19 protein-coding genes are annotated in these 19,765 nt (G+C 72.1%); 11 read left to right on the forward strand and 8 right to left on the reverse strand.

Going from position 1 to position 19,765, the window contains the following annotated elements; all coding sequences use genetic code 11:
- Nucleotides 1-72 precede the first annotated feature (72 nt).
- From AC5L35_RS32080 to AC5L35_RS32095, 4 genes are all read right to left on the reverse strand, one after another.
- Entirely contained in the window at nucleotides 73-1,461 is a 1,389-nt protein-coding gene (locus AC5L35_RS32080) for an MFS transporter (protein ID WP_495063577.1), read from the reverse strand.
- A 107-nt stretch (nucleotides 1,462-1,568) separates the two neighbouring features.
- Nucleotides 1,569-2,282: a ribose-5-phosphate isomerase RpiA gene (rpiA, locus tag AC5L35_RS32085; protein ID WP_495063488.1), complete on the reverse strand. Its 714-nt coding sequence runs from the start codon at nucleotides 2,280-2,282 to the stop codon at nucleotides 1,569-1,571.
- 20 nt (nucleotides 2,283-2,302) lie between these two features.
- Complete coding sequence (gene xylB / locus AC5L35_RS32090) at nucleotides 2,303-3,814, reverse strand: xylulokinase (protein ID WP_495063489.1); 1,512 nt, start codon at nucleotides 3,812-3,814, stop codon at nucleotides 2,303-2,305.
- A gap of 59 nt (nucleotides 3,815-3,873) precedes the next feature.
- Complete coding sequence (locus tag AC5L35_RS32095; protein ID WP_495063490.1) at nucleotides 3,874-5,316, reverse strand: aldehyde dehydrogenase family protein; 1,443 nt, start codon at nucleotides 5,314-5,316, stop codon at nucleotides 3,874-3,876.
- Nucleotides 5,317-5,516: 200 nt separating this feature from the next.
- On the opposite strand from AC5L35_RS32095, the gene AC5L35_RS32100 reads away from it, so the two are divergent.
- The gene (locus AC5L35_RS32100; protein ID WP_495063491.1) at nucleotides 5,517-6,275 is read left to right on the forward strand and encodes a FadR/GntR family transcriptional regulator; all 759 of its coding nucleotides are present in this window, start codon (nucleotides 5,517-5,519) and stop codon (nucleotides 6,273-6,275) included.
- Here AC5L35_RS32100 and AC5L35_RS32105 read toward each other — a convergent pair.
- The gene (locus AC5L35_RS32105; protein WP_495063492.1) at nucleotides 6,269-6,676 is read right to left on the reverse strand and encodes a YccF domain-containing protein; all 408 of its coding nucleotides are present in this window, start codon (nucleotides 6,674-6,676) and stop codon (nucleotides 6,269-6,271) included. The genes AC5L35_RS32100 and AC5L35_RS32105 overlap by 7 nt on opposite strands.
- 232 nt (nucleotides 6,677-6,908) lie before the next feature.
- On the opposite strand from AC5L35_RS32105, the gene AC5L35_RS32110 reads away from it, so the two are divergent.
- Nucleotides 6,909-8,297: an FAD-binding oxidoreductase gene (locus AC5L35_RS32110; protein WP_495063493.1), complete on the forward strand. Its 1,389-nt coding sequence runs from the start codon at nucleotides 6,909-6,911 to the stop codon at nucleotides 8,295-8,297.
- Nucleotides 8,298-8,438: 141 nt separating this feature from the next.
- Here the strand turns inward: AC5L35_RS32110 and AC5L35_RS32115 are convergent, their stop codons facing one another.
- Nucleotides 8,439-9,110: a YoaK family protein gene (locus AC5L35_RS32115; RefSeq protein WP_495063494.1), complete on the reverse strand. Its 672-nt coding sequence runs from the start codon at nucleotides 9,108-9,110 to the stop codon at nucleotides 8,439-8,441.
- 182 nt (nucleotides 9,111-9,292) lie between these two features.
- On the opposite strand from AC5L35_RS32115, the gene AC5L35_RS32120 reads away from it, so the two are divergent.
- From AC5L35_RS32120 to AC5L35_RS32135, 4 genes are all read left to right on the forward strand, one after another.
- The gene (locus AC5L35_RS32120; protein WP_495063495.1) at nucleotides 9,293-9,778 is read left to right on the forward strand and encodes a DUF2975 domain-containing protein; all 486 of its coding nucleotides are present in this window, start codon (nucleotides 9,293-9,295) and stop codon (nucleotides 9,776-9,778) included.
- Nucleotides 9,779-9,877: 99 nt separating this feature from the next.
- A complete protein-coding gene (locus AC5L35_RS32125; RefSeq protein ID WP_495063496.1) occupies nucleotides 9,878-11,365 on the forward strand; it encodes an AMP-binding protein in 1,488 nt (495 codons plus the stop codon).
- Nucleotides 11,362-12,627 carry an acyltransferase gene (locus AC5L35_RS32130; protein ID WP_495063497.1) on the forward strand — a complete coding sequence of 422 codons (1,266 nt, stop codon included), beginning with the start codon at nucleotides 11,362-11,364 and terminating at the stop codon, nucleotides 12,625-12,627. Before AC5L35_RS32125 ends, AC5L35_RS32130 begins: the two co-directional genes overlap by 4 nt.
- Nucleotides 12,627-13,025, forward strand: a complete 399-nt coding sequence (locus AC5L35_RS32135; protein ID WP_495063498.1) for a VOC family protein — start codon at nucleotides 12,627-12,629, stop codon at nucleotides 13,023-13,025. The genes AC5L35_RS32130 and AC5L35_RS32135 overlap by 1 nt, the downstream gene beginning before the upstream one ends.
- Nucleotides 13,026-13,047: 22 nt before the next feature.
- Here the strand turns inward: AC5L35_RS32135 and AC5L35_RS32140 are convergent, their stop codons facing one another.
- Both AC5L35_RS32140 and AC5L35_RS32145 read right to left on the reverse strand, forming a co-directional pair.
- Nucleotides 13,048-13,524: a hypothetical protein gene (locus AC5L35_RS32140; protein WP_495063499.1), complete on the reverse strand. Its 477-nt coding sequence runs from the start codon at nucleotides 13,522-13,524 to the stop codon at nucleotides 13,048-13,050.
- Between the two features lie 66 nt (nucleotides 13,525-13,590).
- Nucleotides 13,591-14,208, reverse strand: a complete 618-nt coding sequence (locus tag AC5L35_RS32145; protein ID WP_495063500.1) for a TetR/AcrR family transcriptional regulator C-terminal domain-containing protein — start codon at nucleotides 14,206-14,208, stop codon at nucleotides 13,591-13,593.
- 73 nt (nucleotides 14,209-14,281) lie between these two features.
- Here AC5L35_RS32145 and AC5L35_RS32150 point away from each other — a divergent pair, with 73 nt between their 5' ends.
- From AC5L35_RS32150 to aroQ, 5 genes are all read left to right on the forward strand, one after another.
- A complete protein-coding gene (locus tag AC5L35_RS32150; protein ID WP_495063501.1) occupies nucleotides 14,282-14,851 on the forward strand; it encodes a peroxiredoxin-like family protein in 570 nt (189 codons plus the stop codon).
- Nucleotides 14,852-14,988: 137 nt separating this feature from the next.
- Nucleotides 14,989-15,978, forward strand: a complete 990-nt coding sequence (locus AC5L35_RS32155) for a LacI family DNA-binding transcriptional regulator (protein ID WP_495063502.1) — start codon at nucleotides 14,989-14,991, stop codon at nucleotides 15,976-15,978.
- A gap of 90 nt (nucleotides 15,979-16,068) precedes the next feature.
- On the forward strand, nucleotides 16,069-17,052 hold the full coding sequence (locus AC5L35_RS32160; RefSeq protein ID WP_495063503.1) for an L-histidine N(alpha)-methyltransferase: 984 nt from the start codon (nucleotides 16,069-16,071) through the stop codon (nucleotides 17,050-17,052).
- 241 nt (nucleotides 17,053-17,293) lie between these two features.
- Nucleotides 17,294-18,655 carry an MFS transporter gene (locus tag AC5L35_RS32165; RefSeq protein ID WP_495063504.1) on the forward strand — a complete coding sequence of 454 codons (1,362 nt, stop codon included), beginning with the start codon at nucleotides 17,294-17,296 and terminating at the stop codon, nucleotides 18,653-18,655.
- Between the two features lie 566 nt (nucleotides 18,656-19,221).
- Nucleotides 19,222-19,734, forward strand: coding sequence for a gamma subclass chorismate mutase AroQ (gene aroQ / locus AC5L35_RS32170; RefSeq protein WP_495063505.1), 513 nt, complete (start codon nucleotides 19,222-19,224; stop codon nucleotides 19,732-19,734).
- Nucleotides 19,735-19,765: the final 31 nt, after the last annotated feature.

Genomic DNA, 19,765 nt, shown 5'->3' on the forward strand with positions numbered 1-19,765 from the left:
GCCCGCAACTACCTCGGTGCCCTACAACTCGCCGCCCTGCTCAGCTGGCTTCCATGATCGACCAGACACTCCCTAGCGGGTCCGGCCGCCAGGAACCAGCCAGGCCGACACCACGAGGCCGACGGCCACCGCGGTGAGCGCGGCAAGCGCGGTGCGCGCAGCGCTCTCGGGGGAGCCCGTGTGCAGCGTGAGGGTCACCAGCGCCACGCCGAGTGCCGTGCCCAGGCTGCGGGCCATGTTGACCAGTCCGCCGCCCGTCCCCGCGGTACGAGCCGGGACGAGTCCCATGACGAGGCTGTTGTTCGCCGGTGTGAAGATCCCGAGCGCGAGCCCGAGGAGGCCGAGCATCGGCGCGAGCCACGCCGGGGTGAGCGGGACGACGACCAGCAGGCCCGTCACGCAGACGACGGCCAGCGCGCCGACGAGGCAGCGGAGCCGGTCGCTCCAGGACCTGGGCAGCAGCCGCTCACCGGTGGTGGCGGCCAGCGCGAATCCGGCGGGGAGCGCGGTCAGCACGAGCCCGGCGTGCAGCTCCGACGCCCCGGCCGCGACGAGCACCACCGGCACGAGCACGAGCGGGCCGAAGAGGATCAGGTAGCCGCCGAGTGCGCCCGCGAGCCCTGCGGCGACCGCCCGCGACCGCAGGAGCGCGGGATCGAGCAGCGGGGCGGCGAACCGTCGGCTGTGGGTGACGATGCCGAGCACGGCCGCTGCCGCGAGGACGAACAGCGCGGGCGCCACCCAGCCCGCCGCCGCGAGCCCGGACAGGGCCGTCAGGCCGAGCAGCGCTGCCGTGGTGGCGGTGACCAGCAGCAGGAGACCGGTGACGTCAAAGGTGGTCGTGGTGGTGCGCTCGCGGGTGCGGGGGAGGAGGTACACCCCCGCGATGACGGCGACCACTCCGATCGGGACGTTGATGCCGAAGACCCAGCGCCAGCCCAGGGTGGAGACGAGCAGCCCACCGACCGTGGGGCCGAGCGCGAGGCCGACGGCCTGGGCCGCCGCCTGGATGCCGAGAGCGGCGCGCCGCCTGCCAGGGGGAGCACTCGTGGTGATCAGGGCGACGCTGTTGGCCTGCAGCATGGCGGCGCCGACGCCCTGGACCACCCGGAACGCGATCAGCCAGCCGAGGCTGGGCGCCAGGCCGCAGGCCGCGGAGGCCACCGTGAACACGACGAACCCGTAGAGGTAGAGCAGCTTGCGGCCGTGGGCGTCGGCCAGCCGGCCGATGGGGACCAGCAGCGCGGTGAGCGTCAGGAGGTAGGAGAGGGAGACCCACTGCACCCCCGCCAGTGATGCCCCGAACTCGGCACCGAGGGGACCGTAGGTGAGGGTGACGATGCTGGCGTCGAGCTGACCCATGAACGCGCCGAAGCAGACCGTCCCCACCGCCAGCAACCACGCGTGCGGCCAGTTGCGCACCTGGGCCGGACGGGCGGGTTCCCTGGCGAGGACGGACATCCACACGGTGACTCCCTTGGGCGCCTTGCCTGACGATCACCGCTAATGACCGTACATTGCCCATGGACGTCTCACCTTGTGGAGAGCGCCACGTCACGCCCGGAGGCTCAGAAGGTGCGGACCTCCGCGCTCCCGTCGGGATGGCCGACCACCATCTCGTCCGCGATCCCCACGAAGAGGCCGTGCTCGACCACCCCCGGGATGTCGTTGAGGACGGCGGCGAGTGCGGGGACGTCCGGGATCGCGCCCAGGTGGGCGTCCAGGATGTAGTGGCCGCTGTCGGTCACCAGCAGTTCGTCCCCGCGCATCCGGTTGGTGATCCGCGCTTCTCCGAGGCCGGCATCGCCGAACAGCCTGCTCAGGTGCCGCCGGGTGGAGACCCATCCGAACGGCACCACCTCCACCGGCAACGGGAACGCGCCGAGGGTGGGGACGATCTTGGTGTCGTCGAGGACGGTGACCATCCGGCGGGACGCCCTCGCCACGATCTTCTCCCACAGCAGGCAGGCGCCCCCACCCTTGATCATGCTCCCGGCACCGTCGATCTCGTCCGGGCCGTCGATCGTCAGGTCGAGCTCGGGAACGTCGTTCAGGTCGGCGAGGCGGACCCCGAGCTCCAGCGCGAGGTCCCGCGTGGCGGTCGAGGTGGGGACCCCCACCACGTCCAGGCCGTCCCGCACCCGCTCGGCGAGCGAGCGCACGAACCAGTGCGACGTGGTGCCGGAGCCGAGTCCGAGGAGCATGCCGTCACGGACGAACGTGTCGAGGGCGTGCCTCCCCGCCGCGACCTTCGCCCGGTCCTGTGGCGTGTCGGGTCGCACACCGTCCTCCACCCGTCCGGTCACCGCTGCGCCCCGGCGAGCTCGGCGAAGGTGGGCTGCAAGGTCTGGTACAGGCGGCGGTGGATGGCGAACAGCCGGTCGTAGAGCTCGGCGTTGTCGGGCTCGGGCTTGAACCGCGCGGTCTCCTGCACGAGCGCGGCGGCGTCGGCGAGGGACGCGAAGTCACCGGTACCGACCCCGGCGAGCAACGCGGCTCCGTAGGCACCGCCCTCGGCGGCGCCGGTCACCGTCACGACCTCCCGCTGGAGCACGTCGGCCAGCATCTGCAGCCACAGCGGCTCCACGGTGGCGCCACCCGACACGCGCACCTGCGTGCAGTCCAGGCCGGTGGACTCGCACACCTCCACGATCTCGCGCAGGTTGAGCAGGACGCCCTCCATCACGCTGCGGGAGAGGTGGGCGGTCGAGTGCATCGGGGTGAGGCCCACCCAGCTGCCGCGGGCCTCCGGGGCGACGTGCGGGCAGCGCTCGCCCAGCAGGTAGGGGAGGAAGAGCAGGCCCTCCGACCCGGGCGGCGCCTGCCGGGCCAGGTCCACCAGGCTGCGGTAGTCCAGCTCGGGATCGACCGGGCGCAGGGCGTCGCGCAGCCACTGGAAGGCGCCGCCCGCCACCAGCGAGACCCCCATGACGTGCCAGCGGTCCGGCGCGTTGCCGCAGGAGATCTGCAGGGTGCCGTCGATCTCGTCGGGGCAGGCCCCGCTGGCCCCCGCGACGATGCCCGCCGTGCCCAGCGTGATGCCGATCGCGCCGTCCTCGATGATGCCCATCGAGGTGGTCTGGATGACCGCGTCGCCACCGCCGCCGAACACCGGCGTCGACGCGCGCAGGCCCCAGCGCTCGGCAACGTCCGGTCGCAGCGTTCCGGTCGACTCGTGCGACTCGACCACCCGGGGCAGGAGGTCCTCCGGGATGTCCAGCAGGTCGAGGAGCTCGCTGGACCAGCGCCGCCCGCGCACGTCGAACAGGCCGGTGCCCGACGCGTCGGACACCTCCGTCACCAGGTCACCCGTCATCCGCAGGCGCAGGTAGTCCTTCGGGTTGACCAGGTGTCGCATGCGCTCGTACGCGGCGGGCTCGTGCTCGCGCAGCCAGAGGATCTTCCCGGCGGTGAAGCCCGGCAGCATCCTGTTCTGCACCAGGTCGATCAGCCCCGGCAGGCCGCCGGCCCGCTCGGTGATCTCGGTGCACTGCGGTGCGGCGCGCTGGTCGTTCCACAGGATCGCCGGGCGGATCACCTCGCGGTCCTCGTCCAGCGCGGTGAGGCCGTGCATCTGACCGCAGAGCCCGAAACCGCGGACCTCGGAACCGGCCGGTAGCCGGCCGAGCAGCTCCCGGACCGCGTCGTCGGTGGCCTCCCACCAGCGCGCCGGCTCCTGCTCGGCCCAGCCGGGTCGTGAGGTGAGCACCGGGTACTCGCGCACGCTGCTGTCGAGCACCTCGCCGCTCGCGTCGAGGGCGAGCACCTTGCACGCGGACGTCCCGAGATCGATGCCGATGAAACACGTCGCCATGCGTCGCTCCTTGAGTCGGCGGCTCGCCGTCGAGCCGCTCCCGGCACGGCCGGTGGGCGTCAGGCGTGGTGCCGCACCCGCACGTGCTTCATCTGGAGGTATCCCTCCATCCCTTCCCTGCCGTGCTCGTAGCCGAAGCCGCTGCCCTTGCGACCGCCGTAGGGGGCGTTGATCGTGCCGGCGTCGACGTTGTTCACCGCGACGCTGCCGAAGTCGAGGCGGCGGCTGAGTGCGAACACCTCGCCCAGGTCCTCGGAGTAGACGTAGGCCGCGAGGCCGGCCGGGGTGCTGTTGGCCAGTTCGACGGCCGCATCGAGTTCGGTGTAGGCGCTCACGCCGATGACCGGGCCGAAGGTCTCCTCGTGCATGACGAGCATGTCCTGGGTGCAGTCCGCGAGGACCGTCGGCTGGTAGAAGTTGCCCACCGGGCGGTCCGGAGAGCGGGTGCCGCCGACGAGGACACGCGCGCCCTTCGTGCGGGCGTCCTCCACGTGACGCTCGGACCGTTCGAGGATCTCCGCGTTGGTGACGGGGCCGACGTCGACGTTCTCCTCGCGCAGGCCGTCGCCCACCACCAGGTTCGCGGCACCCTTCGCCAGCCGTCCGACGAACTCCTCGTAGAGGTCGCTGTGGACGTAGGCACGGTTGATCGCGATGCAGATCTGGCCGGCGTTGCGGAAGGAGCGCCGCAGCGCGCCGGTGACCGCCCGGTCCAGGTCGGCGTGCCGGGTGACGATCAGCGGGCAGTTGCCGCCCAGCTCCATGGAGACGGGCTTGACCCCGGAGACCGTCCTGAAGATGGCGGCGCCGGTGGCTCCGGAACCGGTGAACGCCACCTTGTCGATCGCGGGGTGGGCCACGAGCGCGCGTCCCGCCGGCCCGGCGCCGGTGACGAGGTTGGCCACGCCGGGGGGCAGTTGGGCGACCTCCAGGCTGCGGAAGACCTCGATCGCCGCGGACGGGGTGTACTCCGACGGTTTCACGACGATGGTGCAGCCCGCGGCGAGCGCCGCGGCCAGCTTCCAGCCGATGAGCTCCACCGGGTAGTTCCACGGCGTGATCGCGGCGACGACCCCGATCGGCTCCTTCTCGACGATGCTGGTGAAGCCGTCCTCCTCGTTGGCGAGGGTGGCGCCGGTGATCCGGGTGGCCTCCTCGGCGTAGAAGTGGAACGTCTTCGCGAGCTTCTCCACCTCCCCGCGGGCCTCGGGCAGCGGCTTGCCCATCTCGCGGGTGATGGCGGCCGCGATCCGGTCCTTCGCGGCGGCGAGGGCGTCGGCGGTGGCGTGCAGGTAGCCGGCTCGCACCGAGGGGTTGACCCAGCGCCAGCTGTCCCACGCCCGGCGCGCGGCGGTCACGGCGCGATCGACGTCCCGCTCCGTGGACTCCGGCACCCGGGCGACGGCGTCTCCCGTGGCCGGGTCGCGCACCTCCAGAACCGCGCCGTCGCCGTCCTCCCAGCGACCGTCGACGTAGTTCTGGCCATGAGCAACGCTGTCCACGCCGATGTCAGCTCCTCAGTGGATGTGCCTGAGCGGGATGTGTCCGAGTGGGATGTTCCTGCCCGGGCGGCCGCGGCGGCCACGTCACGAGCGCAGGAACGGTCTCCCGTACCACCGGCCGAAGATGCCGGATCGGAGACCTGTATCTCATCGAGCTATCGCATCATCATACCTTTGAGCCCGTCAACAGGAGGAGCGAAATGCTCGGACCCGCCGTGGCTCCCGGACCCACCGGGCGCCCGCCGCGCCTGCCGGAGGTGGTTGCCAACCGCATCCAGGCGCAGCTGTTCGCCGACCGGCTCGTTCCGGGGGACCAGCTGCCCACCGAGGCGCAGCTGGCGCAGACATACGACGTGTCCCGCACCGTCGTCCGGGAGGCCGCGCGGATTCTCGAACAGCGGGGCCTGGTCAGCATCCGGCCGGGCCGCGGCATGGTGGTGGCGCTGCTGGACGGGAGGCCCATCGCGGAGCACTTCAGCCTGCTGCTGCGCAGCGGGCCCGCGGTGTTCGGCCAGCTGATGGAGGCGCGTTTCGTGCTGGAGGTGGAGCTCGCCGCACTCGCCGCGGTCCGGCGCAGCGAGCGGGACCTCGAGGAGATGCGCACGGCACTGTCCATCGCCCGCGAACACCGCGACGACTTCGACGTCTGCCTCGAGCAGGACCTGGCCTTCCACCGCCTCACCGCCCGCGCGAGCGGCAACACCCTGCTGGCGCTGTTCATGGACCCGGTCAACGCCTGCCTCCGCGAGTCCTACCGGGAGCCGATGGCCTACCTGGCCCAGCAGGGCCACACGCTCGACGAGCACCAGGCGATCTATGACGCCATCGCCGCGCAGGACGCCGACGCCGCCCGTCGGGCCTGCCGGGAACACCTGCAGCGGATCACGCGCGAGAGCGGCACGCTGCTCGCCGAGACCGCGGACCCCGCACCGCCGGCCCTGCCGGTGGACGGTCAGTAGGAGGCGGGGTAGCGCGCGTGCTCTGGCGCGTCGCTGTCGACGATCACCCTCCCGAGCGGGACGAGTGAGACCGGGATCAGCTTCAGGTTGGCCCACGCCAGCGGGATCCCGATGATCGTCACCGCGAGGGCGACGGCGGTGGTGAGGTGGGCCAGCGCCAGCCACCAGCCGGCGAAGACGATCCAGATGATGTTGCCGAGCGTGGACGGGGCACCGGCGTCGGCGCGTCGTACGAGCTGACGGCCGAAGGGCCACAGCGCGAAGTCGGCCATGCGGAACGACGCCAGGCCGAACGGGATGGTCACGATCAGCAGGCAGCAGATGATCCCGGCGATGGCGTAGCCGATCGCCAGCCAGACGCCACACAGTACGAGCCAGATCACGTTGAGCAGGGTCCGCATCACGGTCCTCCATCGACGCCTCCCTCCAGAGTGCACCCGCGCGGGGCGTTCTGTCGCCTTTCGGTGGCCGCGGGACCCGGACAGCGCAGTGAAAGGGGTTGCGAAACGCGCACTGGTGCGATGTAGGTCACCGGTCGCGGCATCGGCGCAGGTCACAGCAGAGCGGACGGGGACCGCAGAGACAGATCGCCGTGTCGTGAACCGTCGCACCGCGCCCAGCGTGTGCCATGTCGTGAGCGACACCTCAACCATCGGTCAGGGCGGTCCCGTGTTCGACGAACTTCATGCCGCCGGTGCCGGACCCGTCCATCTGCCCGGCAGCACCGGCTACGACACCGCGCGGCTGGCGTGGAACGTCGCGGTGGAGCAGCGGCCCGCGGCGGTCGTCCACCCCCGGACGGCGGACGAGGTGGCGGCGGTGGTCCGTGCGGCCGCCCGTGCCGGGCTGCGGGTGGCGCCCCAGGCGACGGGCCACAACGCCGGCCCGCTCGACGACCTCGACGACGTGGTGCTGCTGCGCACGGCGGGACTGACCGGGATCACGGTCGACCCGGACCGGCGCACGGCCCGCGTCGGGAGCGGGGTGCCGTGGGAGGACGTCGTCGCGGCGGTGGCGCCGCACGGGCTGGTGGCGCTGCACGGGTCGTCTCCCGGCGTCGCGGTCGGCGGGTACTCCCTCGGTGGGGGTGTCGGGTGGCTCGCCCGCCGCTTCGGCATGCAGTGCAACAGCGTGGTCGCCATCGAGGTCGTGCTCCCCGACGGCGGGCTCGTGCGCGTCGACGCCGGTTCCGACCCCGAGCTGTTCTGGGCGCTGCGGGGAGGCGGCGGGAACTTCGGCGTGGTGACCGCTCTGGAGTTCGCCCTCTACCCGGTCACGTCGGTCTACGGCGGTGCGCTGGTGTGGGACTGGTCGGAGGCGACCCGCGTGCTCACCCGCTGGTCGCAGTGGGCGACCCAGGCGCCCGATGAGGTCACCACGTCGTTCCGGATCCTGCAGCTGCCGCCGATCGAGGAGGTGCCGCCCCCGCTGCGCGGGCGGCAGGTCGTCATGATCGACGGGGCTGTTCTGGCCGAGGACGAGGTCGCCGTGGACATCCTCGCCCCGCTGCGCGAGCTGGAGCCCGAGATCGACACCTTCGCCCGGATGCCGGCGCCGGACCTGGTCCGCCTGCACGGTGACCCGGAGGAGCCCATGCCGGTGGCGTCCGCCGCCGCGTTGCTCGGGTCGGTGCCTGCGGAGGCGGTGGAGGCGTTCGTCCGGGCCGCCGGCTCGGAGTCGGACTCGATACTGGCGGTGGCGGAGCTGCGCCAGCTCGGCGGAGCGCTGGGGCGCCCGGATCCCGCGGCCGGGGTCCTGCCGATGCTCGACGGGCAGTTCGGCCTGTACTGCTGTGCGCTGGTGGCGGGGCCGCAGGCCGTAGTGGGCGGCCGGCATGCTGACCGGCTCGCCGAGGCGATGGCGCCGTGGACCACCGGGCACTACCTGAACTTCACCGAGAAGGCCCTGGACACCGAGCTCGCCTACGGTGCCGAGTCCTACAAGCGGCTGCAGGCGGTCCGGCGGCGCGTCGACCCGCGCGGGCTGATGGTCGCCAACCACCCGGTGCCGGCCGACGCCTGAGCACACCCCTGGACGACCACGGGTCTCGCGCTCGTCGCGCCGGTGGTGCACAGAGCGGGCGGAGGACGCTCCGTTCGCGAGTCCGGCGTACGCCGGTGTGGGTGCCTTCCGTGGCGGTCGAGGGGTCGCCACGGAAGGCGCTCATCCGTCCGGCCCGCTCACCCCGGCGGCCCGGGCGCCGAGGACCACACCGACGCATGCCGCGAGCAGGACGACGGGCAGCAGCGGCACCGCCCAGGCCAGGAAGTGCAGCAGCACCGCCGCCGCGGTGGCTCCGCACACGAGCGCGACCAGCTGACGCAGCGCCGCCCGGCGGCGGCCGGGCCGCCCCGTCACGAGGTCCTGCAGCCCGCCGACCAGCGTTCCGGTCATGTACGTGGTGGAGGCCTGCAGCCGCAGGGCCGCCACGCTCTGCCCGCCCATCGCGATCGCGGCCACGGCGAGCAGGAGCAGTGCCTCGAGCGGTCCGGGCCGCGCCCCGGTGAGGATCCAGCCGGTGGCCACGACGACCAGGAGTGCCAGCTCGGCGATGAGCATGCCGGCCACCGCCCGCGGTCGCTCGTGCCACAGCCGGGCCCAGGCGAGCACGCCCACGGCGAACGCGGCCACCGCGGTGCCCGCCGGCATGATCAGCCTGTAGTCGCCCGTGCCGACCCCGTAGGCCGCGGTGACGAGGTTTCCCGTCACGATGCCGGCGAACGCGCCGCCCAGCCCGGCCACCGCGAGGAGATCCACCGCGCCCGCACACACGGCCAGCGTCGCCGGGACGACTCCGGCCCACTGCCTGGCCAGCGGGTGTGGGGCAGCGGTCATGTCCGCGACTCCTACCACAGGACCCGACCGCAGGCGGGATGACCACTCGGCGGGGTCGGGACGCGCGGAGCCCGGTCCGGGCTCGGTGGTGCGGCCGGGCCCGGCGAGATCCCTCCGGTTCGACCCTTGTTCAACATATCGAACCTCGATAGAGTCCCATCGCAATTCGATGGAAGGATGCCATGGGAACGCTGATAGTGCGTGCGCTGCGCGCCGTGCTCGTGGTGATGCTCGCCGGCGCCGTGCTCGTACAGGTGGGGATGGTGTGGGCGTTGGCCACCGACCCGGAGGACGGGTCGCTTCCGCTGACCCCGCTGCGCCTCGTCACGATCCTGGGCATGGTGTCGGCTCAGGTCGCCCTGGTCTGCGTATGGCGGCTGGTGACGATGGTGCGGCGCGGAACCGTCTTCTCCCACGCCGCCTTCCGGTACGTGGACGTCGTGATCGGAGCGGTCGTGGCGGCTGCACTCGTGTGGTTCGCGGTCACGGCCCTCAATGCGCCGGGCCAGCGGGACGACCCGGGCGTCACCGTCATCATGGGCGGGGTCGGCGTGGCCATCCTGGGGGTCGCGCTCATCGTGCTCGTGCTGCGGGCGCTGCTCGCCCAGGCCGTCGCGCGCGACGTCGAAGCGGCACAGATGCGGGCCGAGCTGGACGCGGTGATCTGATGCCGCCGGTCGGGCGGCACCGACCGCGGTGGCGACCAACCGGCGGTTCACACGTTCTGCACAGCGCGCGCACAGAAAGGTCGTCCAGCGTGGACTCTCGTGGCCATCCGCTTGCGCGGTCTGTTGCGCTCCCGCACTGCCAGCAATCCGCACGGGCTGTTCCTCGAGGACGCCCGCAGTGACCGTGTCATCGACAACGCAGGCATGGCCGCGGCCGCCCGTGCCTGGTCCCGCGAGCTGGACGCGCTGCACGTGCCGCCCGGTGCGCGGGTACTGGTCGACGTCGACGACCCACTCGCGTTCGCCGTGGTGCACCTATCGGTGATCGCCGCCGGGCGGTGCTCGGCTCCGGTGAACCCGGAGTCCACCCCGGCAGAGGAGCTGCGGGCGCGGCACGTCCTGCGACCCGTCCTCGTGGTCACCGACCGTGCCGCGCGGCCCGGGCTGCGGATTCACGCCCGCACCGGCCTCCCGATCGACCCGATCGCCCAGCCGGACGCTCCGGTGCCCGACGACGGCCCGCCGGGTTCCGCCGCGCTGCTGACGTCGGGCTCGACGGGGGCTCCGAAGACGGTGGTGCTGGGCGAGGCGCAGCTGCTGCACGTGGCCGCCGCGGTGGCGCGCCACAACCAGCTCACCCCCGCCGACCGGGGGTTCAACCCGCTGCCGCTGTTCCACATCAACGCGCAGGTCGTGGGCCTGCTGGCCACGCTGGTGTCGGGGGCGAGCCTCGTGCTCGACCGCCGGTTCCGCCGCACGGGCTTCTGGCCGGTGCTCGCCGCGCACGACGTCACATGGCTCAACGCGGTCCCGGCGGTCCTGACGATCCTGTCCCGCGCGGAGATCCCGGTGCTGCCCCCACGGTTGCGCTTCGTGCGCTCGGCGTCGGCCCCGCTGGCGGACCGGGTCCGTGGGTTGATCGCGGAACGCACCGGGGTGCCGGTCGTGGAGAGCTACGGCATGACCGAGGCCGCGAGCCAGATCACCGCGACGCCGCTGCACGCCCCGGTCCGGCCGGGCTCGGTCGGGCGCCCCGTCGACGTCGAGCTCGAGGTGGTCGACCGCGACGGAGTGCCGTGCGCACCGGACGTGGTGGGCCGGGTGCGGATCCGCGGGGCCGGCGTGATCCGTGGCTACGCCGGCGGTGCGGGCGACGAGCGGATCGACGACGCGCACTGGCTCGACACCGCCGACCTCGGCCGGCTCGACGACGACGGCTACCTCTACCTGGTCGGGCGTGCCGACGACGTGGTCAACCGCGGTGGCGAGCTGGTCTACCCCCGGGAGATCGAGGAGACCCTGCTCGACGAGCCGGGCGTGGTCGACGCCGTGGTCATCGGCCGCCCCGACGAGGTACTCGGAGCCGTGCCGGTGGCACTGGTCCGCACCGCCGACGAGCTGGACGCCGCGGCCGGCGGGGAGTTCGTCGGCCGGCTCGTCGCCCGCTGCGCCACGCATCTGGCGCGGTACAAACGTCCCGCGGAGATCCGGCTGGTCGGGGCGTTCCCGCTCGCGCCGACCGGCAAGGTACGGCGCACCGAGCTGCGCAGGCAGCTCGCGGACGAGCTCGCGGCGACCGGCCGATGACGGCAGGCGCCCACCTCGAGACCCAGCGCCGCCCGGCCCGCACCGTCCACGTCTACCCCGCCGACATGGTGCGGGTGCTGACGTTCGCCTGCGTGATCGCGGTGCACACGATCTCGACGGTCAACCCGCTCGACAGCGTGCCCGCCGGTGCCGTGGTGATGTTGCTGCACTTCACCCGCGAGGCCTTCTTCGTCCTCACCGCGTTCGTGCTCACCCACCGCTACCGCGACGACGCCGTGCACGCCGTGGCGTTCTGGCGCCGCCGGTTCCTGCTGGTCGGGGTGCCCTACCTGGTGTGGTCGGTGATCTACACCGGACTCGGGCTGGTCACCGCCCCGCTCCCGGCGGGCCAGGCGGCCACGATGCTGGTGCACAACGTGCTCACCGGCATGGCGTGGTTCCACCTGTACTTCCTGCTCGTGTCGCTGCAGTTCTACCTGGTGTTCCCGCTGTTCCGGCGCCTGCTGCAGGCCACCACGGGGTGGCACGCGGTGCTCCTCGCGGTGAGCGCCGTCCTGCAGGTGCTGATCGACCTGTTCCTGCACGACCCGGCGCCCATCGGCATGAAGGCCCAGCTGCTGCCCTACGCCGGCTCGTTCCTGCTGAGCTACCAGTTCTTCCTGGTGCTCGGTGGGGTCGTCGCGTTGCACGCCACCCGGGTGGACAGCTGGATCCGTCGGCACGTCGCGGTCGTCGTGGCCGCGGTGCTGCTGACCGGCGCTCTCGCCGAGGGGTGGTACCAGTGGGGGGTGGCGCACGGGGTGGGTGCCCAGTTCGCCACCGACGTGTTCCAGCCGGTGATGGTGCTGTGGTCGGTCGCCGTCGTCGCGAGCTTCTACGCGGTGGGCGCGGCCTGGGCCGACCGGCGCGCGGGCGGAGCGGCGTCGCGCGCCGTCGAGGGGGCCTCGGACCGGTCCTTCGGGGTGTTCCTCCTGCACCCCACGATCCTCTGGGCGCTCACCGTGGCAGGCACCACGTCGCCCGCCGGGCGGCTGCCCGCGCCGTGGTCCAGCTTCGCCGTCTACGCGGTGGCGGTCGTCGTCTCCCTCGTGATCGTCGACGTCGTGCAGCGCACGCCGCTCAGCCTGGCCCTGACGGGGAAGCCGCAGACCAGGAAGGCTCGCTCAGTGGGTCATCGGGCTCCGGCGGCCCCCGGCCGCCTGCGTCACACACCGCCCGCGGCCGCGGACGGCATCGGCACCAGAGGAGGAACCGACATGGCCGACACCGGGCACCGGGCGTTCCGCACCCAGGACGTCTGATGCGCACCTCGGAGGACGTCTTCCACCTGGCCATCCCGGCCGCGGACCTCGACGCCACGCAGGAGTTCTACGTGGGAGCGCTCGGCTGCAAGCTCGCCCGCCGCTACGCCGACCGCATCACCCTGGACTTCTTCGGCGACCAGGTGGTCTGCCACCTGTCGGACGTCGTCGACCACGCCCCGGAGCTCTACCCCCGGCATTTCGGTGTGACGTTCCGCCGCCGCGAGGACTGGGAACGGCTGCTGCGCCTGGCCCGCACCCGGGGTCTGCCGTTCTTCGCCGAGCCGTTCCACCGCTTCGCGGGCCGGGCCGAGGAGCACGAGACGTTCGTGCTCGCCGACCCGTCGAACAACCTGCTGGAGTTCAAGTACTACGACGACCCGCGGATGATGTACTGACCGCCCCCGGGCGTGAGCAGAGTCAGCGGTTCCCGCGCCGCCTGCGCCACCAGCGTTCGGGTTCCGGCTCCGGTTCCGGCTCGGGCTCCGGGGCGGCCGCCAGCTGGTCCGCCTGCCTGCTGAGCACCTCCAGGTGCGCCCGGACGTCGCTGTGGGCCGGGTCGAGAGCCACCTTCTCGGCCACCTCCGCTGCCTGTGACACCGCGTCGGCGAAGGCGCTCCGGGCGGCGTCGAGACGCTTGCCGATGCGCTTGGCGGGTTCCTCCCCGACCCGGAACCACGCCGGTTCGATGGAGTCCCCGACCGTGGCGAGGCGGCGGACGGCCTCGAGTTCGGCGTCGAGGCGTTGGGCGATCTCGGTGAGCCAGGTGCGGGCGGGGCCGGTCGGGAGCGCGTTGGTGATGCGCCGGAAGCGCGTGACCGCGGCCGTGCAGTCGCTGACGTAGCCGTTCCAGTACCGGGAGAGGGCCTGCGGCGGCTCGGGATGCTGTCGCGGCACCGCACCAGGGTGCCCCATCAGCTCCGCGAGGGCAGCACGGCTCCCCTCCCGGGAGGCGGTGCGACCTCAGCCGGCCGGATCGAGCCCGCGGAGCAGGACCTCGAGGCCCTGGCGGAACTCCACGTCGGCGGGGACGTTCCGGGCCATCCCGGCCGTCTCGCGCAGGAGCGGTTGCTCGTCGTCGGGGAGCGCGGCCATCGCCACCGTCCCGGGCCCGGAGAGCGGCCCGAGGTGTTCCAGCTGGATCGACCCGATCAGGTACGCCAGCAGGCTGCGCAGCGCGATCACCCGCCGCTCACCCGAGTAGCCGGCGTCGGTCAGCACCCGGAGCACGCTCTCGGTCCAGCGCAGCAGGCTCGGCGAGGCGTGCCGGTGGGTCAGCGTGAGTGGCACGGCCTGCGGATGCGCAGCGACGGCGTCGCGGGCCCGTTCGACGAGCACGGCCACCTTCCGGGTCCACGGGGCACGGGCCGGGGGTGTGGTGTCGATCCGGGCGAGCAGCAGGTCGACGACCAGCCCTTCCAGCTCGGCCCGGTCGGCGACGTAGCGGTAGAGCGACATCGGGGCCATGCCGAGCTCGGTGGCGACGGTGCGCATCGAGAGTGCGGCGAGTCCGTCGCGGTCGATCACGGCGAGTGCCGCGGTGGCGAGGGCGGTGGGGGTGAGGGAGCGCGGGCGGGGCATGGAGTTGACAGCGTACAGCGAACGCTCATACCTTTCGGTAGGCGTACGCCGAACGCTTACAGAGGGGGACGTCATGGATCACAGACAGCGCATCGCGGACGGCGCCGTTGTCGAGGCGCGCGAGCTCCCGACCGTCTCGGGGGAGCACGTGCGCGTGCCGGAGCCGGGTCGTCTGGTCCACCTGCAGTTCCGGCGGTTCGCCGGCTGCCCGGTGTGCAACCTGCACCTGCGGTCGGTGGTGGCCCGGCACGACGAGATCGTCGCGGCGGGGGTGCGCGAGGTCGTCGTCTTCCATTCACCAGCCGACGAGCTGCGCGTCCACACTGCTGACCTGCCGTTCGCGGTGGTGGCCGACCCGGACAAGCGGCTGTACCGGGAGTTCGGTGTGGAGGCCGGCGCGCGTGCCCTGCTCGACCCGCGGGCCTGGGGCGCGATCGTCCGGTCGATCGCCGCCGGGCTGCGCAACCGGGACCTGCTCCCGTCCCGCACCCAGCCCGGCGGGCGGTTGGGCCTGCCCGCCGACTTCCTCCTCGACGACGGCGGCCGCGTCCTCGCGCACAAGTACGGCGACCACGCCTACGACCAGTGGTCGGTGGACGAGATCCTGGCCGTGGCCGTACGGACCCCGGACAGCGCCCGGTAGTGACCCGCTCCCGGATTGCAGCAAAGCCACTTTGACGCAAGCTGGTTGCCGCAAAGTGGCTTTGCTGCAACGTGGTGCGCTGCGATCCTGGTAGGACGGTCCGCGTGCAACGGGTGCGCCGGCCGCGTGGGGGAAGCATGGGCGACGAGATCCGCCGGGCACCGACCCTGGAGGACGTCGCGCGCGCCGCCGGGGTGTCGCGAGCCACCGCGTCCCGGGCGCTCACCGCCTCCGACACCACGACCACGCCCGCTCGCGAGCGGGTGCGCGCCGTCGCCGAGCGGATGGGCTACACGCCCAACACGGTGGCGAGGGCGCTGGCCGAAGGGGTCGGTGCGCGGGTCGTCGTCGCCGCCTCGGGGCCTGCGCCGGACGTGCTCGACGACCCGTACATGTGGCGGGTTCTGGGTGCCACGGCCGCCGCGTGCGACGGCGAGGGTGTCGGCGTCTCGCTGCAGTGGCTCCCGCTCGACGCGCCGGCGTCGCTGCACCGGCTCGCCGCCGACCGGAGCGTCCGCGGGGTGGTGCTGGTCAACACCACCGAGGCCCTGCTCGCCGCGTTTCCCGACGCTCTGCGCGGGCGGGTCGCGTCGATCGGGATCGGGTCGGCCGACGTGCCGTCCTTCGACGTCGACAACCGTGCAGGTGCCGGCGCCGTGGTCCGCCACCTGCACGCCACGGGGCGGCGCCGGATCGCGATGCTCACCGGGCCGCAGTGGCTGCCGTGCTCGTGGCGATCGGCGCAGGTGTACAGCGAGACGGTGGAGGCCGCCGGTCTTCCGGTGCGGATCCAGCCGGGCGACTTCGGCTTCGAGAACGGCCGGTCCGGTGCACTGGAGGTGCTCCGGCGCTGGCCGGACACCGACGCGATCTTCGCCATCTGCGATGCCGCGGCACTGGGGGCGATGGCCGCGTTGCGCGGGCTCGGCGTGCAGGTACCGGGGGACGTGGCCGTCGCCGGCTTCGACGACCTCCCCGTGGCCGCGTGGAGCGGTCCGGCACTCACCACCGCCACCCATCCGGTCACCCGCATCGCCACGGGGGCCGCCACCGCCGTGCTCGCCGGAGCGCCCGCGGAGGGCACCACCTGGTACCCGTCCGAGCTCGTCCTGCGCGAGAGCGCGTGACGTAGCTCCCGGCGATGATCCGGCGCCGACGTCGTCCTGGACGTACTGTGATCCCCCGGTGCAGGTCCGGCGATCGAGCGCGGAGGGCACGTGACGCAGAGCAGGCTCGAGATCATCGCCGTCGACGACGACGCGGCGTTCTGGGAGGACCAGGACGCCGTGCTGTCCGGGCTGCGCGAGTCGCCGCCCCGCATCCCGCCGTGGTTCGGCTACGACGAGCTCGGCTCGGAGCTGTTCGAGGAGATCACGGAGCTCCCCAGCTACTACCTGACCCGGGTGGAGCACGAGATCCTGCGCAGGCACGCCGGGGCGATCGCCGACCGGCTCGGCGCCGCGGCGGTAGCGGAGCTCGGCAGCGGAAGCGCGAAGAAGACCAGGGTGCTGCTCGCCGCGTGCACCGAACGCCGCGCCACCACCTACCTCCCGATCGACGTGAGCCGGGAGATGCTGGTCGCCAGCGGCGACGCGCTCACCGCGGAGTTCCCGCAGCTGCGGGTGCGCGGGCTGTGGGGCCGGTACGAGGCGGGGCTGGCGAGCCTGCGGGAGAGCGACGACGGCCCGGTGGCGGTGGCCTTCTTCGGGAGCAACATCGGCAACTTCACCCCGGCGGAGCGGGCCGCGTTGCTCCAGGAGGTGGCGGCGACGCTCCGGCCGGGCGACCTGTTCCTGGTGTCCGCTGACCTCGACAAACCCGGTGAGGTCCTGGAGGGCTGCTACAACGACCCGGCCGGGATGTCGGCGTTCGTGCGGTTCCGGCAGAACCACCTGGCCCACCTGAACCGCCGGTTCGACGGTGACTTCGTGCTTCACCACTACTATCCGCGGGCCCACTACGACACGGCGACCGCAACCGTCGAGGGGCACCTGTACGCCACGGAGGACCACACGGTCTCGCTGAAGAACCTCGGCGTGCGCCTCGAGCTGCGGCGGGGCGACTCGATCAACGTCGGGTTCTCGGCGAAGTTCCGGCGTTCGGAGTTCGTCGCCGACGTGTCCGCGCTCGGGTTCGCCCTCGACGAGCAGTGGATCGACCCCGTGTGGCAGTACGGCGTCTTCCTGTTCGTCCGCACCTGACCAGACGAGCGGCAACGATCTGAGCGGCTCCGCCGCGTAGCCGAGCTCGCCTCACCCTGGGCTGTCGGCGACTGAGACCTGCACTGACCTGCGCGGATGCACCCCTTCTGGCTGGTGTCGGCCGCCGGCGTACTCGCGCGCCGTCCGGCGGCGGGGATGGGTGAATTTGTCTCTTGTGAGATTGTTCAACGATCCGTATGGTTCTCGCATCTCACCTCTCATCGAAGGCCGAGGAGATCCGATGTCAGCAGCTTCCGGAGAACGAGCCGCTCGGCAACCGTCCTCAGTCCGCCGGGTCGTCGTCGCGAGCCTCGTGGGCACATCACTGGAGTGGTACGACTTCTTCATCTACGGCACCGCCGCGGCGCTGGTGTTCAACCATCTGTTCTTCCCGAGCTTCGACCCGCTCGTCGGCACCCTGCTCGCCTTCACGACCTATGCCGTCGGTTTCGTCGCCCGCCCGCTGGGCGGCATCGTCTTCGGTCACTACGGCGACAAGGTGGGACGGAAGAACGTCCTCGTGGCGACGCTGCTACTGATGGGCGTCGCGACGTTCGCGATCGGACTGATGCCCACCTACGAGACGATCGGGGTGTGGGCACCGATCCTGCTCGTACTGCTGCGTTTCCTGCAGGGGCTCGGGCTGGGTGGGGAATGGGGCGGTGCCGTCCTCATGACCCTGGAGTCCGGTGATCCCACCAAGCGCGGGCTCAATGCGAGTTGGCCGCAGGTGGGCGTGCCGATCGGCCTGCTCCTCGCCAACGGCGTGCTGTCGCTCATGGGTGGGGTCACCGGCGACGACGCCTTCATGTCCTGGGGCTGGCGTGTCCCGTTCCTGCTCAGTGGGCTGCTGGTGCTGGTCGGTCTCTGGATCCGGCTGACCGTCGCCGAGAGCCCGCTGTTCCGCGAGGTCGAGACCAAGCAGGTCAAGGCCCGCGCACCGATCGTCGACGTGCTGCAGCGCTACCCGCGGCAGGTGCTGCTCGCGGTGGGTGCCCGCGTCGGGGTGGATGTGGCGTTCTACATCTTCGTCCTGTTCATCACCACCTACGTCGTGACGTACCTGAAGCTGCCGCAGAGCTACGCCCTCAACGCCGTGCTGATCGCGGCGGCGTGTCAGGTGGTCTTCATCCCGTTCTTCGGCTCGCTGTCCGATCGGATCGGGAGGCGGCCGGTGTACCTGGCGGGGGCGGTCGGCGCCGCCATCTGGACGTTCGCGTTCTTCGCGCTGCTCGACACGGGCAACTTCCTGCTGATCGTGCTGGCCGCGGTGGTGGCGTTGGTGTTCCACGCCGCGATGTACGGGCCGCAGGCCTCGTTCATCGCGGAGATGTTCCCGACGCAGGTGCGCTACAGCGGGGCGTCCATGGGCTACCAGTTGGCCGGTGTGGTGGGAGGCGCGCTGGCGCCGATCATCGCCACGGCGCTGCTGAGCCAGTTCGACAGCGCGCTCGCGGTGTCGGTCTACACCACCGTCGCCCTCGCCATCACCGTGGTGTGCGTGCTGGTGGCGAAGGAGACCTCGCGGACCGACCTCGATGCCGAGGACGCGGCATTCGAGGCCGGCGCTCCGCGGAGTGTGCGGCTCGCCGGCGGCCGGTGAACCGGGGCCGATGAGGCCGGATGCCCAGCGACTCCTCCGGGTGTCGCTGGGCATCGCCGTTTCTGCGGTGCCCACGCATTCCGGTGGGGCGACCCGGCGGTTTCCGCCGCCACGGACCGTCGAACCGGGTGACGTGGTCCGCCATTTCCCGGACGGCGCGGACGACGGTCTCCTTCGGGATCTTCCGGTCGAGAACGGAAACTCCGGGCGCTCCCGGCTCGGCGGTGTGCCGGCATCCGCATCGTGGCTCGGGCTGCGCGGAGACCCGGGCCGCGGGAACAGGGCATCCAGCGCCGGCCGGGCCTCCGTGCCACCCAGCGGCACGGGATGCGTGCTGCGATTTTGCCGGGCGGTATGTTCGCTGCCGCCACGGCCTGCGCCTTTCCGAATTGGCTGAGGACGCGCCTCGCAGAATGTCGTGAGTCCCCTAACCCGAGATCATTCCGATCTGCTTAGTGAGGCTAACATGTGACGGTGCCCGATTCCTGCCCAGGCCTCGTGTGCGGCCCGTCGCGGCAATCGGCCCGAATCTCAAGCGAACGTCAAGATTGAGTAAGGATTCCGCCATGTCTGTCGACAGTTCTGTCGAGTTCGCCGATTTCGGTTCGCTGGTCGATCTGGCCGTCCAGCGCATTCTGGTGAGCGACGAGGTCGCTGCGACGAAGTTCTGGACGGGGACGCCCGTGGAGGACCCGTTACGGGAGCGGCAGGTGCTGGCGGAGGCCGGACGCCGAGCGGTGCAGATGGGGCTGGACCGGGAGTTGACCATCCGGTTCTTCAGGAGCCAGATCGACGCCAGCAAGGTCGTGCAGCGCGGAATGCTGGCCCGATGGCAGGCTCACCCGGATCTCGCCCCCACCACGCCGCCGGACCTGCAGGCGATCCGCACGCGGCTCGACGCGCTCACCGGCCAGATGCTGGAGCAGTTGCGCGCCACGCAGGCGCTGCGGCGGCACTCGTCGTTGTGCCGGACCCTGCTGTCCGATGCGCGGGTTCCCGTGGTCGCCACCCATGATCTCGACGGGCTGCACCGGCGCGCGCTCGACCTCGCCGTCGAGTTCGTCTGCTTGCCCGCCTGAGCCGACGCACGGCTCGGTCGGCACGGGTGCG

The sequence above is a fragment of the Pseudonocardia sp. OZ21 genome (assembly GCF_059359135.1).

What these genes read in the sequence shown, in the direction of transcription:
- AC5L35_RS32080 (WP_495063577.1), bottom strand. Translation starts at nt 1,461, where the DNA reads ATGTCCGTCCTCGCCAGGGAACCCGCCCGTCCGGCCCAGGTGCGCAAC.
- xylB (WP_495063489.1), bottom strand. Translation starts at nt 3,814, where the DNA reads ATGGCGACGTGTTTCATCGGCATCGATCTCGGGACGTCCGCGTGCAAG.
- AC5L35_RS32100 (WP_495063491.1), top strand. Translation starts at nt 5,517, where the DNA reads ATGCTCGGACCCGCCGTGGCTCCCGGACCCACCGGGCGCCCGCCGCGC.
- AC5L35_RS32105 (WP_495063492.1), bottom strand. Translation starts at nt 6,676, where the DNA reads ATGCGGACCCTGCTCAACGTGATCTGGCTCGTACTGTGTGGCGTCTGG.
- AC5L35_RS32115 (WP_495063494.1), bottom strand. Translation starts at nt 9,110, where the DNA reads ATGACCGCTGCCCCACACCCGCTGGCCAGGCAGTGGGCCGGAGTCGTC.
- AC5L35_RS32120 (WP_495063495.1), top strand. Translation starts at nt 9,293, where the DNA reads ATGGGAACGCTGATAGTGCGTGCGCTGCGCGCCGTGCTCGTGGTGATG.
- AC5L35_RS32130 (WP_495063497.1), top strand. Translation starts at nt 11,362, where the DNA reads ATGACGGCAGGCGCCCACCTCGAGACCCAGCGCCGCCCGGCCCGCACC.
- AC5L35_RS32135 (WP_495063498.1), top strand. Translation starts at nt 12,627, where the DNA reads ATGCGCACCTCGGAGGACGTCTTCCACCTGGCCATCCCGGCCGCGGAC.
- AC5L35_RS32145 (WP_495063500.1), bottom strand. Translation starts at nt 14,208, where the DNA reads ATGCCCCGCCCGCGCTCCCTCACCCCCACCGCCCTCGCCACCGCGGCA.
- AC5L35_RS32150 (WP_495063501.1), top strand. Translation starts at nt 14,282, where the DNA reads ATGGATCACAGACAGCGCATCGCGGACGGCGCCGTTGTCGAGGCGCGC.
- AC5L35_RS32155 (WP_495063502.1), top strand. Translation starts at nt 14,989, where the DNA reads ATGGGCGACGAGATCCGCCGGGCACCGACCCTGGAGGACGTCGCGCGC.
- AC5L35_RS32165 (WP_495063504.1), top strand. Translation starts at nt 17,294, where the DNA reads ATGTCAGCAGCTTCCGGAGAACGAGCCGCTCGGCAACCGTCCTCAGTC.
- aroQ (WP_495063505.1), top strand. Translation starts at nt 19,222, where the DNA reads ATGTCTGTCGACAGTTCTGTCGAGTTCGCCGATTTCGGTTCGCTGGTC.